At 42.3% G+C, this 16,549-nt stretch carries 9 protein-coding genes; 2 read left to right on the forward strand and 7 right to left on the reverse strand.

What is annotated here, in order from left to right; genetic code table 11:
* Positions 1–113: 113 nt before the first annotated feature.
* Genes AC04NP_RS15790 through AC04NP_RS15805 form a run of 4 tightly spaced genes read right to left on the reverse strand, consistent with a single transcriptional unit; the run spans position 114 to position 6,821 of the window.
* Positions 114–3,194 carry an efflux RND transporter permease subunit gene (locus AC04NP_RS15790; protein ID WP_482860762.1) on the reverse strand — a complete coding sequence of 1,027 codons (3,081 nt, stop codon included), beginning with the start codon at positions 3,192–3,194 and terminating at the stop codon, positions 114–116.
* 1 nt (position 3,195) lies between these two features.
* Entirely contained in the window at positions 3,196–4,284 is a 1,089-nt protein-coding gene (locus AC04NP_RS15795) for an efflux RND transporter periplasmic adaptor subunit (RefSeq protein WP_482860763.1), read from the reverse strand.
* Positions 4,284–6,632: a TolC family protein gene (locus AC04NP_RS15800; RefSeq protein WP_482860764.1), complete on the reverse strand. Its 2,349-nt coding sequence runs from the start codon at positions 6,630–6,632 to the stop codon at positions 4,284–4,286. Before AC04NP_RS15800 ends, AC04NP_RS15795 begins: the two co-directional genes overlap by 1 nt.
* 24 nt (positions 6,633–6,656) lie before the next feature.
* On the reverse strand, positions 6,657–6,821 hold the full coding sequence (locus tag AC04NP_RS15805; RefSeq protein WP_482860766.1) for a hypothetical protein: 165 nt from the start codon (positions 6,819–6,821) through the stop codon (positions 6,657–6,659).
* 207 nt (positions 6,822–7,028) lie between these two features.
* Between AC04NP_RS15805 and AC04NP_RS15810 the strand changes: the two genes are divergently transcribed.
* Positions 7,029–8,072 carry a sensor histidine kinase gene (locus AC04NP_RS15810; RefSeq protein WP_482860768.1) on the forward strand — a complete coding sequence of 348 codons (1,044 nt, stop codon included), beginning with the start codon at positions 7,029–7,031 and terminating at the stop codon, positions 8,070–8,072.
* Complete coding sequence (locus tag AC04NP_RS15815; protein WP_482860769.1) at positions 8,069–8,794, forward strand: LytR/AlgR family response regulator transcription factor; 726 nt, start codon at positions 8,069–8,071, stop codon at positions 8,792–8,794. Before AC04NP_RS15810 ends, AC04NP_RS15815 begins: the two co-directional genes overlap by 4 nt.
* A gap of 487 nt (positions 8,795–9,281) precedes the next feature.
* Here AC04NP_RS15815 and AC04NP_RS15820 read toward each other — a convergent pair whose 3' ends face one another.
* From AC04NP_RS15820 to AC04NP_RS15830, 3 genes are read right to left on the reverse strand one after another with little or no spacing between them, the layout of a single operon-like run.
* Positions 9,282–11,465 (reverse strand): DUF6443 domain-containing protein, encoded by a 2,184-nt coding sequence (locus AC04NP_RS15820; protein WP_482860770.1) that lies wholly within the window; start codon positions 11,463–11,465, stop codon positions 9,282–9,284.
* 26 nt (positions 11,466–11,491) lie between these two features.
* Positions 11,492–14,848, reverse strand: a complete 3,357-nt coding sequence (locus AC04NP_RS15825; protein WP_482860772.1) for a PKD domain-containing protein — start codon at positions 14,846–14,848, stop codon at positions 11,492–11,494.
* 42 nt (positions 14,849–14,890) lie between these two features.
* The gene (locus AC04NP_RS15830) at positions 14,891–16,393 is read right to left on the reverse strand and encodes a hypothetical protein (protein WP_482860773.1); all 1,503 of its coding nucleotides are present in this window, start codon (positions 16,391–16,393) and stop codon (positions 14,891–14,893) included.
* Positions 16,394–16,549: the final 156 nt, after the last annotated feature.

The raw sequence follows: 16,549 nt of genomic DNA on the forward strand, positions 1-16,549 counted from the left end.
AGTGGGCGAGCTGCTTAGTAAGAGTAGCCCACATACAATGTTCAACAATGGTTGATGAGAGAGCGTCATATGATGTATTTTTAAGTAGTTTTCCATATAGCGTATCAGCATACTCATTTTGGCAGGGATACTTTATAAAATAACCGGTAGAGAACCGGAACCAATACCAGTGTGATCACTGTGGCAAAAAGTAATCCGAAGATGATGCCAATCGCAAGGGGTTGCCACATTTCACCACCACCGAGCCATAAAGGAATTAAACCCAAAGAAGTGGTAAAGGTAGTGAGTAGTATGGGGCGAAATCGTTCCTGTACGGCAGCTAATATGGCATCGTATGGAATTCTTTCATTCTCGTCAAGCTCCAATTGAATCCTGTCGATGAGTACGATAGCATTATTGATCACAATGCCTGATAGAGAAATGATGCCCAGGAATCCGGTGAAGCTCAAATGGGTACCGGTGATCAGCAGTCCACCTACGACCCCAATGATCCCAAAAGGAACGGAAAGCAATACGATACTACTTTTCCGCAGTGAGTTAAATTGCATCACGAGAAGCAAGATGATGATGAAAAATGAAATAGGAAGCTTAGCCATGACCGCACTCATTGCATCGCCGCTTGCTTCGGACTCTCCTCCGAGTTCAAAAGTATATTCAATTCCCCATTCATCACGCTGTTCATCGAGCCATTTCAACATTTGCCCGGTTACCTCTACAGCCGTATATCCAGCCTGTAGCTGAGATTCTATCGTAATGGTTCGGTTAAGATCCCGCCTGATAATTTTAGCTAACAGCCAGTCCACACTGATGTCTGCTACCTGGGCCATCGGCACAGTTTTACCTGTTAGTTGACTGTATATGCTCAATCCCTCGAGATCTTCATAGGCTACCTCAAGGCTGCCTTCCGTGCGCATAGATATGGGAATGTTATCCTCCTCTTCGCGATATTCTCCTACAGTGTAGCCCGACAAAGTAGTGTAAGAAGATAACGCAACATCCTGATTGGTCAATCCATTGTAACTAAGCTTTGATTGATTGATATCTACATAAACCTTCTTGATTTTTGGCCCCCAATTGTCATCCACTTTGCTGGTCCCTGCCATGGTCCGTAGCTGACCCTTCGTTTGAGAAGCAATCCTGGTTAACTTTTCTGCATCAGGCCCACTAATTCTGATTTGAATGGGGACATTGGCTCCACCTCCACTTGTTAGTCTTTTCACTGTGACCTTAGCATCCGGAAGGTTGTTAAAAGCAAACTTATCGATCCGGTCGATGACTAACTGATTGTCATTACCAGAAGACGTATTGACCAACAAGTGTGCGTAGTTGGTCTGTTTTTGGTCGGGCTGATAACCCAAATCATAAGACTTAGGACCTTCGCCAATGAAGGAAGACCAGTCCTGCACGCCACGAGATCTCCCGCTTTTGATGAGCAGGCTGTCCGACAAATACCTCTCTATCAGGGAGACTTGCGAATCGGTCGTTTCTAAACTTGTCCCGGTAGGTAATATAATGTCAACAGTCACCAGGTTACGATCACTGTCCGGCATAAATACAAACCCGAGTTTACCCATCCCTAAAAGCGAAAGCGCCAAACAGCCCAGTACCACCGATAAAATCAAAACAGGTTTAGATAATGCCCAAACGATGATTTGCTTATAATAAATGTTGAGTTTTTCGAAGAAACCCGGCTTTTGATGATGGCTGTTCTGCCTGACTTTAATGAATACAATAGCCAGCATGGGTACAATGGTCAATGCCATGAGCCATGAGGAGAGTAGGGTAATAGTAATAACTGAAAACAGTGGGCCCATAATCTCCCCCATCACTGAATCTGCCACGAAAAAAGAGAGGAACGCCGCAGAGGTAGTCAAAGAACTGGTCAGCAATGGAACCATAAGCTCTTTGCTGGAAGAGATCGCAGCATCCGGCGCCTTAGTGCCTCTGTCCATTTTCACCATCATCGATTCAGCCATCACGATGGCATTATCTACCAACATGCCTAACGCCATGATCAGTGCGGCCAGAGAAACCTGGTCGAGGCCAATGTCAAAAACACCCATCAAAAACAGAGACATCACCATGGCAGCAGGGATCAAACCCGCCACGACAATCCCTGTTCTAAGCCCTAGGAACATCAGCATAACGGCCAATACAATGACTATGCTTTGAACGAGGTTAGAGAGAAAATCGCTAACACTTTTAGACACGGAGTGATCCTGTGAAGCAACCCGTTTTCCTATGATACCGACAGGAAGGGTTTGGTTAAAGCTCGCAAGTAGTTCGTCAACCTCTTCACCTAATTGCATGATATTGGCTCCTTCTTTCAATGAAATATGCAGGCCAATAGCTGGTTGGCCATTCATCCTTACAATGGTTTCTCTTGGGGAGATGTAGTCTTCATAGACTTTAGCAATGTCCTTCAAATAGACTGATTCCCTGCCATTCCCAATCGGAATGAGCATATTCTGAATGTCCCGGATCGTTTCAAAATTTCCGGAAGGCTCCAAAATGACACGCTCATCCTCAATACTAATCTGGCCCGCGGGAATGATAATATTCGTGCCGGATATGGCATTCTTAAGCTCATTAGCTGACAACTCGATTTTTGCCAGCTCTGCATCGTTATAATCGATAAATACACGGCGTTCCAACACACCTGAAAGTTCTACTTTGGCCGCATCCCTTAATCGAATCAGCTTATTTCTGAGTTGATCCGCGTACTTCTCCAGCTCCCTGGGTTCATATCCGTCATTTTTTAAACCCACCGCTATGCCATAGGTAATCCCCAAATCCTCATCTTTTAAATCCGGACCTCCGGTAACCCCTGAAGGCACAACCACATTGTGAATTTTCCTTCTTAGACGGTCCCAAATGGGTCTAAGCTCCGACTCGCCAATACTTTCTTTCAGGGCAACTTTGACAATAGAAATACCTGTTCTCGATTCGCTTTCGATATAATCTACTTCCGGAATCTCCTGCACGACTTTTTCTAGTGGGTCCGTTACTAAAAGCTCCATTCTTTCGGGGCTTGCCCCAGGAAAAACCGTGACAATTCTCGCAATTCGAATCGTAAAAGGAGGCATACTGTCCCTTGGCAATGAAGCATATCCTGTGATCCCCAGAATGAGGATGATCCCCATCAGCAAATAGGTAACACGATTATTATTGATTGCAATAGCAGTAAGGTTCATATCATTGCGTTAAAAGTGCGACTTTCATTCCATCATAAAGTGTCCTCAGACCGGCGACGGCTACGATTTGATCCTGCTTCAAACCGGCTCTCACTATAAATCCTCCGGAAGTAAGACTGCCGATTTCTATAGTCACTTTTTTCGCCTCATAGACCTCATTATCTTGTGGTCTCAGGATATAAACAAATTGCCCGCTTTCGTCTTCGCCCACGGCTTTCACGGGGACTATCAATTGCTTCTCCTGATCCTCATTACCAAAGGTGAACGTAACCTCAACCGGCATACCTGGCCGTACCTCATCCGCGGGGTTGGTGAGGGAGGTAATCACCGGATACGTACCGCCGGAAGAGGTGTAACCCACTTCTGTGATGACCCCGTCAAATTCGCTTGATAGCGTGGGTATCCGAATTTTGGTGGGACTTCCATGCTTAACACTACTGATATATTTTTCAGGCACACCTACTTGTGCTTCTAAATCATTATCTTCCTTGCTCATGGTAAGGATAGACTGGCCAGGTCTAACTACTTCGTTGGTCTCTACATTTACGGTCGACACAATGCCGGACATCGGAGAGGTAATTGAGGTGTAAGAAACCTGTGATCGCTGCAGGTTCAATCTCTTCAGAGAGATCTCGTAGGAGCTTTGCGCATTGGATAACGTACTCTTTGCCTTCTCGTAATCGCTTAGTGAGGCATTATTGATTTGGTAGAGTTGCGTGATCCGTTCAAAGGCGGAGGAAGCAGTTTCTAGCTGGACTTTCGCATTCGCTACGTCCAGTTGCGCCTGCTCAAGCGCGAGCAAGGCATCCGTTTGGTCTAGCTGTGCGAGTAGTTGCCCCCTTTTTATACGCTGACCTACTGCAACATTCAACCTGGTAATTAGCCCTCCGGTACGAAAACTCAATTTCGTCTCCGAACCGGATTGGGTGATCCCGTTAAAGGTCCGTGTGGTTAAGCCTCCAAATGACTCTACCACGCCATATTTGATAGGTTTAACCAATTCTTCCTTTTCTTCCTCACTTAAATTGCCACATCCATAGAGTAGGATGAGTGGAAGGAGTGCCAGGTATGGATATTTCATTATTTGCATCAATTCTGATTATTTAAGTATTGTAGTAGTCGGTTATTAAAATCCTGAAGCTGATCTTCGGGCATCAGCATGATAAAGGAACCCACGTTGAATTCTAATTGAAGATGCGCTTGGATAAACTCATATATGGAAAAAGCAGCCGCCAACCGGGCTTCCAATGCTGTCTGTTGTGCATCTATCAGTTGAGTGATAGTTACCTGGCCCTGCTTGTAATTTTCCTGTACCAACGCAAAGTTCTCACGGGCACTCTCTGATGCGGATTTGCTAAATCGAATATTCGTGCTCGCACTCAACAAATCAAGTACGCTGGCACGAACGCCCAGTTCCAGATTCTGATCTAGTAGTGTTTGGGAATGATCCAATCGATCCAGGCTGATTTTAGATTGGTGAATAGCTGCTTTTCTGCCGAGTCCATCAAAAATCGGAAATGACAGTGAGATTCCTGCAAACCAGGAATTGTCCTGTAGTTCAGTCACTCCTAATTCCATAGCAGAAGCATCCAATGTAGCGCCGGCACCACCCCTGCCTAATACCTGAGAGGTCTGTGCCTGTAGCGCAACTGTCGGTACGTAAAGCAATCGCTTGCTCTGTGTGAGTTGACGATTTGCAGCATTTATGTTTGCCACCAGCGCTTTCTTATTGGGGTTTTGACGCTGACTTTCCGCCACTAAAAAATCTGAAACAACCTGCAGACTTTGTGGCGTTTCCACAACTTCAGCAAGTGGGCCTTGACTAAAAGCTTCGAACAAATCATCCTCTAACGATAAATCCTCTACGTCAAACGCTGATCCCAAGGTATTAGCCAACAGTGTGTTTAGCTGTAGTTTAGCTGCTAAAAGTAAGGTTTGCGCCTCGATCACGGACTGGTTGGCAAAAGCTAATTCTGACTCCCACCGGTAGAGGTCTGTGTTATTGGACGATCCAAGGTTTACGCGAATATCTGCCAGCTCCTTATTTTTTCGTGTGTTCAATAGATTTTCCCGTTGCATCAGCACATTCGTCTTGGCTGACAAGACATTTAAATAAGCCGTATAAGTATCGAACAGCACGCTCAACACTTCGGCTTCCGTATTGTACTCCTGTGCTTTTTGTAAATACTTAGAAATCTTGACGGCAGCTATGGCTTGTTCCGAATAGATCAACTGACTAAAGGTGATATTAGCGGTTAAAGACTGCTCAGGCGTATTAAATGCCGCATTGGCCCTTTCCTCGTTGATCTGTGAAGCGGTAAGACTTGATTCTAATGAAGGTAACAGGTTTGCCCTTACAGACTTCACACGCACCTTGCTGAGTTCCAAATCCTGATAACTGATTTGAATATTGAGGTTCGCTGCCAGAGATTTTTCGGCAATCTCTTGGAATGAATACGTTTTGACCGCTCCTTCATCATCTCCTATAATGGTAGCTGTGAAAAGCACTTCAAAAGGAATAGGGAGCTGGATTTTTCGTGCCGTAGCAATATTGACATACAGGCCCTCTTTAGTGTCCAGCGTCACGGGCATGGATGAGGGGTCCGATCCCCGGACAATGCCATCAATCGTGATGGCGAGTTTTCGAATCACCTGCTGCAGGTCGTTTTCATTAGCCATCGATCCAAGCACACCATAATCCATCAGCCTGGCATTACCGGAGAACGTCGGAATCTTTCGATCATTCAGTTGATTGATCAGAAGTTGGATCTGCGATTCGGTTTGACTAAGAAGCACAGTTAAATATGCTGCGTCTGTTTCTTCCGATATTTGATTGACCACCTGCTCCATCTTAGCGCCAATAGTGATGATGGATAGTTCAGTATTCAACTTTTTGGAAAGCGAATCAATAAGGTTCCGGGCTTTTCGCTCATCAACTGTCGATGCTGCTCTCTCATCCACGAATACTACCACTTTCTTGAAATCATGGATCTTGTTAAAAGCTTCCAGCTCTTTTTCCAGGTTCCGTGTCTGCCAGATGTATGTGAAATTCGTCTTTCCCGAGGTTCCGTTTACATAGGGGATTTCCTGCAATGTGGGGTCGATAATTCCTAAAGCAACGACAGGTATCGAGAGGTTGCTCACCAATGACAGACCTTTTGCAGTGATACTTCCTAAAGCAATAACGAGATCAACCTGACCATCTAATTGATCATAAGATCTTTGAGCGGACTCAATATCGGCAATTCCAAAGGTGGTAGCTCCCAAACCGACTTCTCGTGATGCGCCTGCGGTCTGGTCGATTTCCTCTATCATCTGATGTACGATGGTCTCCAAATTAGGAGACCGCTCAAAATCAGAAATCACACTAATTCTAAATGGCTGTGCATGTGCGAAAACGATGCAAAAAAGCAGTACAAAACTTATAGCAAACTTCATAACTTAGGTGTGTGGAGTGTTCAATTATTTAATAGGGTTTCCTATGTATCTTTCATCTGCTTTATAGATTTCTACTTTTCTTTCACCTGCATCCCAAACCGCAATTGTTTCATCTTGCTTTTTTTGCGCAAAAAGGTGGGTTGATATGACACATAAGGTAACTGTGAATAAATGAATGATATTTTTCATGCCTGTATAGTTTTAATTTCGATGCGAAGCTATTTCCGCTACCAACTCACAGCAAAAAAGATTTACGAATCGCCGGCGTCAGTGAACCAAATTGCAATTGTGATTAACAAAGCCTTTCAATTATCAAAATGAATCATTCATGCAACCAAATCATCATTTCATTCATTTCATTATGTTTTAATAAAATCCGAATATATTATTGTGACGATGAGTAAAGCATTATCGAAGACTGAACGATTTCTCAAAGTTGGTCCCTACATCCTTTGGTTTGGGATGAATGCCGCCATCAGTTTGGTATTAAGTTATCAGAGAGGTATGGCAGATACCATTTACTATTTGGTCACTTATTTCTTTTTTGGCTCCATGGTCATTTGGTTTTTTGGATATAAGCTCTTTCCGGAATACTTAGCAAGAGAAGGAAAAATCGATCCAAGACTAGGCTTATTTATTGGTATCAATATCATTCTTTTAGTCATCGGCATTAGTTCTCATTCTATAATGGCTGAAGTGTTAGACTTAACACAAATCAGTGACAGATATGCTCCTAAATCAGTCAGGATAGCCTTATGGGTTCTTTTGGTTCTGTTGGGAATAATTTTAATGGCCAGTATTCGGGTAGCAGGTTTCTATCATCTCAAAACGGTTCAAAAAATTGAGCATAAAGCTGAAAGAGCTGAGGCCGAACTGAAATTGTTAAAAAGTCAAATAAGTCCGCACTTCCTTTTTAATACACTGAATAACATTTATGGTCTTGCCTATCTGAGAGATGAAAGAGCTGCCGAAATGATTTCAAAACTATCCAAGATCATGCGCTATTTACTGTATGATTGTGACCAGCACAAAGTGCCTTTATCTAAGGAAAGGGATCTGATAGAACACTATTTAAGCATACAGCTACTTAAACATGAAGACCCCTTGAACGTAGACTTCTACTATGCTGGAATCACGAACAATAATATTATTGCACCAATGATCCTTATCAATTTTGTTGAAAATTGTTTTAAACACTCCGATCTGGAAAGCAATCCCCAAGGCTGGATTAAAATCGGCCTGGAAGTAGAAAACAACGAACTTAATTTTCGAACAGAAAATACGATCAGGGATGAAGTCGGGGAAATTCCAATAGACCGCAAGGGAATCGGGCTTACGAATTCATTAAAACTTTTAGAAGCTAATTATCCAGGGAAACACGAAGTCGAGATAACTAAGGAAGATCACGTTTATCAGTTAGATCTAAAGATTACATTATGAATATGAAATGCCTTATAGTCGATGATGAACATATTGCCCGAAAACTTCTTTCGGATTATGTCGGTAAAGTTCCGGAGTTGGAATTGGTTGCTGTCTGTAGTTCTGCGCTACAGGCGCTCAACCATATTAAAAAGGATAACATAGATGTTTTGTTTCTCGACATTCAAATGCCTGATCTTTCAGGTCTGGATTTTCTGAAAATTTTACCCAACAGGCCTGCTACTATTCTGACCACCGCATATTCGGAATACGCGGTACAGAGTTATGAACTGGATGTTGTAGACTATTTATTAAAACCAATAGATTTCGACCGGTTCTACAAGGCTATTACCAAAATCATTTCCTTAAAAGACTCTAAAGTCGATTATTTCTCAAATTCTGCCTCCTCCCAACATACAGATAAACTATTCATCAAAGCCGATAACAAAATCATTAAAGTCGCATTTCATGAAATAGTTATCATTAAAGGTCAGGGGCCTTATGTGCAGCTTATTACCGTTGATAGCCGCAAAATCATGTCGTTGCAGTCCATGAGTAAGTTAGAAGAATTACTTCCCAGGAATTTTTACAGAACACATCGCTCCTACATTGTCAATATCGACCATATAGACAGCATTGATGGTAACATGATTAGATTAAAAGATCATGTCGCCGTATTGAGCAAAAACAAACGAGACGAATTCCTTGAGTTAATTGATCAGCTCAATTTATTGGGAGATTGATTTATGGAGGTAAGAGCGACAGCATAGCAGAATAATAATCCTGGGTTATCGAAGCAAGCGAAGATCAAGGCTTGGACAGCATTTTAATCTACCAACGGTAATTGCACATTACTTTTTCTGTTTGGTCAGCCTTCGCTTCATTTTTTACATCAATGAGGTTTTTGAGAAATGTTCGAATATTCCGTTTGTTTCACCAGCAGCCGTTTTAAGGTATTAGGGTTACTAAATCCCTCAGTAATAATCCGGATTAAATTCATCCTTGATAAGCCAATAAAGATATAGTTTTTAAGACGGTGACTGAGCCGGTCATGGGGTCAAGAATAGTAGCTTTCCTTGAAAGTACGTCAAGTGCATTAAACGCAACTTCCGGAGCCATTCTAACAGCAAAAGGTTATATGGGTTTGATCTGATTCTTTCAATTTCTTGTTTTAAATTCTTGGTGCTTTAAGTCGCAGGAAATCTGTGCTTAACCTATTATTAATCGGGCCTAAGTGAAAGACTTTGAGAGACCGGTAATTGTGTGTTGCTTTAGTAGTGTCCAGGCCCCACTGCTTTTTGTCGCATAATCAGCGTTAATAATTCTCCCCTGGGCATCATAAGCATAGCCATAAATATGCTCTTTAGCTGCCTTATCGGGATTCTGGTTTTTCCAGGAAACAGATGAAATACTACCGTCATACTTTGCGGTAACGGGCTGGGCATTTACCTGGATACCCGTTGTCGCAAAATTGAGTGAAATGCCAAACAGATCATCCAACGCATTGGCATCCGTATTGGAAGAGAGGCCCGAATTATTGATGCCCGTCACCCAGCCTCTGACGTTATACGTAAAATCGACAGATTGTAAAAAGGAAACACCATTATCTGTCGAATGAATGTTTCGTTCTATTACCTGGCCTAATTCGTTGTATTCATAGTTCTCAACCAATACGGTGGCACCTGTCCCGACTTTTCTCCATTTGTTCACTAATCTGTCATTGAGGTCATAATCATACGTTTCCAGCATCGTAAATGAATCACTGGTAGAATTGTGATCAAAATACGTTTTTTGTACTGTCCCTTTAAAATCGTTGTATAACACGGAAAGCTTATCCAGGTCTCCCAAATGATTTTCCTTTACTACCTGAATAGGTCTGTACTTCTCATCATAACGTACGACAGCATTCAGCCACCTGGAAGAGCCCAGTATCTTCACCTTTGATCCGGTTACTAAATTCAATACCGCATTGGAGGCCGCAACAGTGAATCCCGATGGAACCGCATAAGCATAACTATGTCCTTCGGCATCCCATCCGGAATTGCTAACAAAACCGTAATTGTCATAATAGGTAATCTGCAATAAATCCGACTCGGCTACCGTACTTGGAAATGATAAATTGAGTGTATAGCCAACCGCACTGGTGTTGGTATCTTTATGATGACCATAGGCTGCACCAAGAACTGTCGATGCCAATGTTGCTCTACTGCTATTCGATGCATATACGCCGACTGCAATGGGTCGGTCAAACGCATCATATTTCACAAAGGTCCATTCTCGCGGACTGGCATTCCGTTGGTTTCCATCCTGAGATAACACCAGCCTGTGCCAGGAGTCATATACAAAATATACCGGCGCAACTTCCGGGTTTTTACTTTCAATCAAACGGTTTTGTTCATCATAGGTATAAATAAAACACAGGTCATTAGCATCTGAAACGGCAAGATTCCAACCTGAGGTACTTGCCAGTTTGACTGCTGCCGGTGGAATCACACTTAATAAATTACCAAAAACGTCATAGGCGTAATAGGTCTTATAAACGCTGCCATCTGTTCCTATTGACTCATTAAGAATAAGATTTCCGAGCGGATCCATATAGTTTCGAATTTTCCTTCCATCTTCGTCGGTTAATTCCGAATAGGATAAATATCTGGCCGGATAGGTAGCGCTTGTGACCGGCATTCCGCTTCCGCCCATGGTCCACTTTCTGATGGCTCCACTGTTATCTATTCCAACATCTGTCTCTTTAGTCTTGTTATTATTATGCCAGTCACTGCCCGGTGCTGTACTGCTTAAAAGTCTGCTGAACGGTGAGTCATCAAAATTCGATAAACTGAACGGTTTGTTATCGCTTTCCAGTCCTGAAGTACCGGTACTGTAAAATAAACCCTGGTTTGTAATGGACGCAGCATCATATGAACCAATGTTCCCATCTTCCGGATACGCAAGGTACTGTTTCAACTGCCTGCCATAGGCATCATATTCAAAGGGTTGCACAAGGCTTGATTCCGCATTGTCAGTGCTTTTGGAGGCAACGGATTGAATGGGCTTCCCTATGCCGTCGATAAAGCTGGTAACAGTATGTTTTTGTACGCCTTCAATCGCGTTCGTTAAAGCAACTCCACTACTTAATCCACTAATGGCAGCGATTTCCGTTTTAACATAATTTACTGCTTCGCTTTCCGGTTGCACCGGGGCCACATGAACTTGTATTGCAGCCCTGAAACTTCCGTGTGTCGATGCTTGTATATAAAAACCCTCAGAAAGTGTAATGGTTTCCCTGGCAAGATATTCCCTATTACCCAAACTGTTATTTATTGTGAAGTTATCTCCGGTAAAGGTCGTTATCTGCGAAAAAACCGGCGATGTGTTCAGAAGAAGCCCAACAATGAATATGCATGTATAGTTTTTCATGGTCTATATAGATTTCAGGTTATTTATCAGTCCAGGGGATCGTTTAAGCAACCGTTAAAAAATAGTTGACGAAATTTTGTTATGGGTTCATCGCCGCAACCGGGATTACTCACGGTTACCCTTACTTCCAGGTTTATATCTATAAAATGAAAGACCTCTATGGGTGCACCAGGTGCAAATGACTCCCAGGGCCCTCCATTGATACGATGGCTCCATTCATAGGAATAATTGGAATTACAACCCCCGGATGCATTCACTGAAAACGTCAGGGACCTGGAGCATGAATCAGACGATACTACGTTTAGACCGATCCCTCCAACAGTCATTGCAACGTATTTGATAGCTATGCCTCTTGAACCGGATACGGAAAAATTTGCCTCAGCATTGGTTGCGTTAACCTTTACCATCTTAACGCCTTCATCAAAATAGGTATGGGTAACATTTCTATTCGTGGTGGAATAAGTGCTTCCATCATCCATATCCCAGAAAAATGTGGTGGTACCGTAACTGAAAGGATCACTCACATGAAAGGTGACAGGATTTTGAATTTCATCAATACCCGGCCCATCGATCAATACAGCTACGGTATTTCCGTCTACGTAGGTTTTTCTCTCCACAACATTATTGTCATGGTCGCTTACTGTGGATAATCGTTGTTTCTTATCGTATGTGAAAGATAAGGTCCGGTTGTTGGTATCTGTGGATGAGTCAGGACCTGTAAATGCATTTGAGCTTATCGATGTGGTTCGTGTGAGTTGGTCATTGGTGATGCTGGTGCTGGCAACAAGCCCCAGGGCATCATAATTAAAATTTGTAGTGGTGCCGCCAAATGCTGTTTGAGTATCGATCAAGCCGCTGTTTTCAATGTAGGAACTTGTATTAATCAATTCAAAATCTACATTTCCCGGAACGAATTGGGAAAACAGTGATTTATGAGAGGGAATATAGTTATCCGCGGGAATCCTTTTTAAGGATCGATAAACCCGGTGAGGATAAACTTTATCATTTCCAACAGTACCTGTTTTCTGATATGTTTGGTAGGTTACGCCGTTTAATGTTCGTGTTCCATGATCATCTACTATCTGGTAGGTTTCTATTGGCGTTGTTCTGATATTTCTATGCCACAATCCATATATTCCTCCAATAACGCCACTTGCATTTGCGTCAGTGGGAGAATAATCACCGGGATATAGAAAGTTGCTCAGGTACTTGAGTCCCGGGAGGTTTTCATTATATGATTTTGCATCACTTAACAGGATGTCAAACTCGTTTTGATCCCCACCATTTATATCTATCGTATAATCGTATTCTGTGACATTTGTCGTTGTGATGTTGGCATTATTGGGATCATATTGAATGACCTTCTTTTTGGTCATTAAAATAGGTTTCACTTCTATAGCATAGCTGGCCGCTTGGTTACAACTGGCGAAATGGCGCTTTTCAACCACTACGCCATACAAGGTTTTCAGCGTCTGGGTGTTCAGATCATATTCAAATATTTCAGTTACAACCGGTGTTCCGTCTAATTTGACTATTTCTTTTTTTTCCATCAAACCACCACCCCACCCCTCAGTAAAAGGGACATTAATACTCATCACCCCACTAAAAGCGTTCGTTGTTTTCGTTACCGTTACACCACTCTTAATCCATAATTCATGGTTATTATTTTGTGGTGTATCCAAATCTCTGAATGTATATTTTGTCTTGCCCAACCCGGTAACCACAGCTACATTGGAATATCCGACACGAATACCCTGCTGACCGGTTAAGAAACCAATTGGTTGCGAGTGCCTTTTAATGATGACATCATTAGCAGTACTCCCGGTGGCACCGGTAACTATGCCTTCATAGTAAAGGGGTTCCGCATAGAGTATCCCACTTGACCTGCCGGAATTTGTAAAATCATTATATTCATAAGTAATGGTTTGAGATGGCTGCCCGGTACCCGGGTTGGAAACGATTTGCGAAACACGCGCTCCTCCGGCGTATTTATTTACCCCGGCGTCCTGATCATAATACTGATTGCTTTCAAACACAAATTGGACACTCGCACCGGTGCCATATGTAATCTTACTGATCAGATTGGCAATTACCCTGGTGCTGTTGGTTGACCTGTCAGCTCCTGAAAAGTTTCCATATACCGGATGATCAAACGCAGGAAGTCCCTGAAATGAGTTTCCATAGAATCCCCAGTGGTCGGTACTTTTTGAGTTCTTGGGAGGAAGGTTAATATTTTCATTGTAATCAAATGAGGCGATTAACCGCCCTTCATCATAGACGCTTTCCAGTTTTAACCTTCTTGTGTTTGTGTTGGGACGGGTAAAGCCATCAGAATAAAAATACCCATAATTCAGCCAAAAGGATCTGATGAAATTGCCCGTATTATCAAATACTTCAATTCTTGAAAGGCTTTTGCTCCCCCATAAATCCAGTCTTTCGTCTGAAGAAAGGACAAATGAAACTGATCCAAGACTTGAAGTAATGCTACTGATTACTTTTGTATAAACAGTTGTGTATTCAATTCTGCTGTAATCCTGAAAGAACAGGCAACTGCGATGATCATTACCGGCCTGGTGTACATAGTTTATAGATTGGACGTGTTCAGTTCTTTGATTTCCGCCTGACTGATAGGTAAAAGTAATTTCCTCCGTTTGATTTGGCGTCTGTATTTTTGTCAGATACCAGACCGTAGTATGATTACTAACCACATCGCCCTTGTATCTTACTATGCTTGTTTCTTTTGAAGAACTGGTATTGGCAAAGATATATCTTGTGCCTGTTTCGTCAATGATGACCCACTCCGTGCCGCCGCAAACTGCCGGTTCAATCTTTATATTGCTGATTGGAATGGTGTAGGCCGCTCCATTTTCATCTATGCTAAACCTGCCAGATAAGCCCATGACATTGAAGTAAAAGTCATCAGGTTGCCCATCCCAGGTTTCTGACTGGATATTGTCAATGTAATCATAGTTGGTTTCATTAGCAGCAAGGTTGTCTCCTGCCAGGCCTCCTCTTGCATTTTCTCCACAATAACCATTTAAGAATTCATCCGGCATGCCTCTTACTGTTCTGGTAATAACTCCCCCCACCTGTAGATTCCATCCCAGTCCGACCCAGTTGGCTATCTCGTTAACTTTATGCCCTCCTGCATGATATGAAAGAGCTATCGGCACACTAAGTGCCCTACCGGGAAGGGAGAATAATGGAACCGAAATACCAGGAACACCTGTAAAATGATTTATCGGTATTGCCGTTTCCCGCGTCATTGAATTGGAATTGTATGATCCCGGGGTATAAGTGGTCTGCCCTGGCGCCGGCTTTACGAGCACACCTACGTACAATATTATAATACATCGTAGTGTCAACTTATTTAACCTGCTCATTGGTTTCGTATTTTGGTTGAATATCATTTTTAGTCTTATTTCTTAACCATGGTAATCTAATATTGGCCTGTTCACTTTCTTAAAAGTCAGCTCATTGGTTTGGAAGCCGAACCTGACTTGAAACCTGTTTCCAAATGGGCTTTTGATGTTACTTTCAACGACATTATACAAGAGCATCACAGTTCCCGTAATTTTCGTATGCACCCTAAAACTTCTTCCGATTCCAGCCATAAATCCTGGCTCCCAGGTTTGAACCTCTTCAGCTACATCCTGATCCTGTTCTTTTTTACTTAAGTAGTCATATTGCCCATAGACAAAAAACCGGTTTACAATATCGTAGCTAAGAAATGAGTTGAAACCATAGACTTTGGTATCATATTGGGTATTCAAAGATTTGGAATCAAATGTTAAATCAACCCGATATGTACCTCCCAGGCCTATTGAAAGCTTTTTATTTAACCGGAATCCGACTAAAGGAGCCAGGTCAATAAGCACCGGGTCAGACATTTGTATATCGAAATTCCCACCCAATATTATCTTTTCATCAACAGGTCTTCCTTGCAATGAATTCCGCCTTTTTGCGGTGCTCATGTCAGTGGAATTGGATATAGATGCATACTTTTTCCTGAGGTCGGCAAGCTTATTTTTCAGATGCTCTATTTGATCAATGTTTTCTGCTATAAAATCCCTCGTATAATCAATCCCTGACTTTTTCCCTTCGGATTTTAGGTGAGCCGGATCTGTATACTGTTGTGGCTGATCTATATACTTTTCGCCCATACTTTTATAATGCTCTTGTAAATCATTCACAGATCTCGCCAGTTGTCCGGATTGTTTCTCCAGCGCTTTGAATTCATCCATTTGACTTATCCTTTTTTCAACCATTCCAGGAAGGGTTTTAGCTGTGGCTTGCGAACAGGTCAATACACTATCCGGCAATTGGCTTAACATGCCGGGATCATTCCCATTGACCTTTAACCAGTTGGCTAATTCAGGATATTTGTCTGACAACAAACCCATCTTCTCATACTCCTCAAGCCCTGACAAATAGCGCTTACCTTGATCTTTAACCCACGCTTGCCCCCTTATGCTCAAATGCCCACTATCCAATACATGCTCCGGAAGAAATCGACCGTATTGATCAGACATCCCTACAGAATCAGGAATTCTGCTTTTCGCCAACTGCTTGTAAGCATCAAAAAGGCTGTCTGATTTTTGCTTTGCCAGCCTGATTCGGCCTTTCATTATTTTACTGCTGTCCTTGCTATAATACTTCCGGTATTTCTTAAGCCTTTTGGCAGGGGAAGTGATCTTTTCAAGTTTGTTTTTGTGCTTTTCTGAAATTGATATCTTAACGTTTTCAATTTCTTTTAAAAACTGAGCTTCTTGCGCATGCCAACTCGTAATGATGTTGGATACTCTATTCGCCGTTTTGGCATATTTACTTTGGGGAAACTTCGAAGATTGTGAAAAACAAAATGGTCCAATCATCATCAAGGTCAAAAAAAGTATCAATCGTGTATGAATAAGCTTTGAAAAGTCCATTTGAAACAATTTCAATTTCAGGAAAAACATTATATACGACCTTGACATTTGTTGATTCTTCAGTTGCAAAACAAAAGATCCCAGATCATCCATAACTTTACAGCTTCGATCAATTCCATGTACCAAATGCATATTTGGATAATTCCTATAAAATGA

Source organism: Agaribacillus sp. DX54 (genome assembly GCF_056858335.1).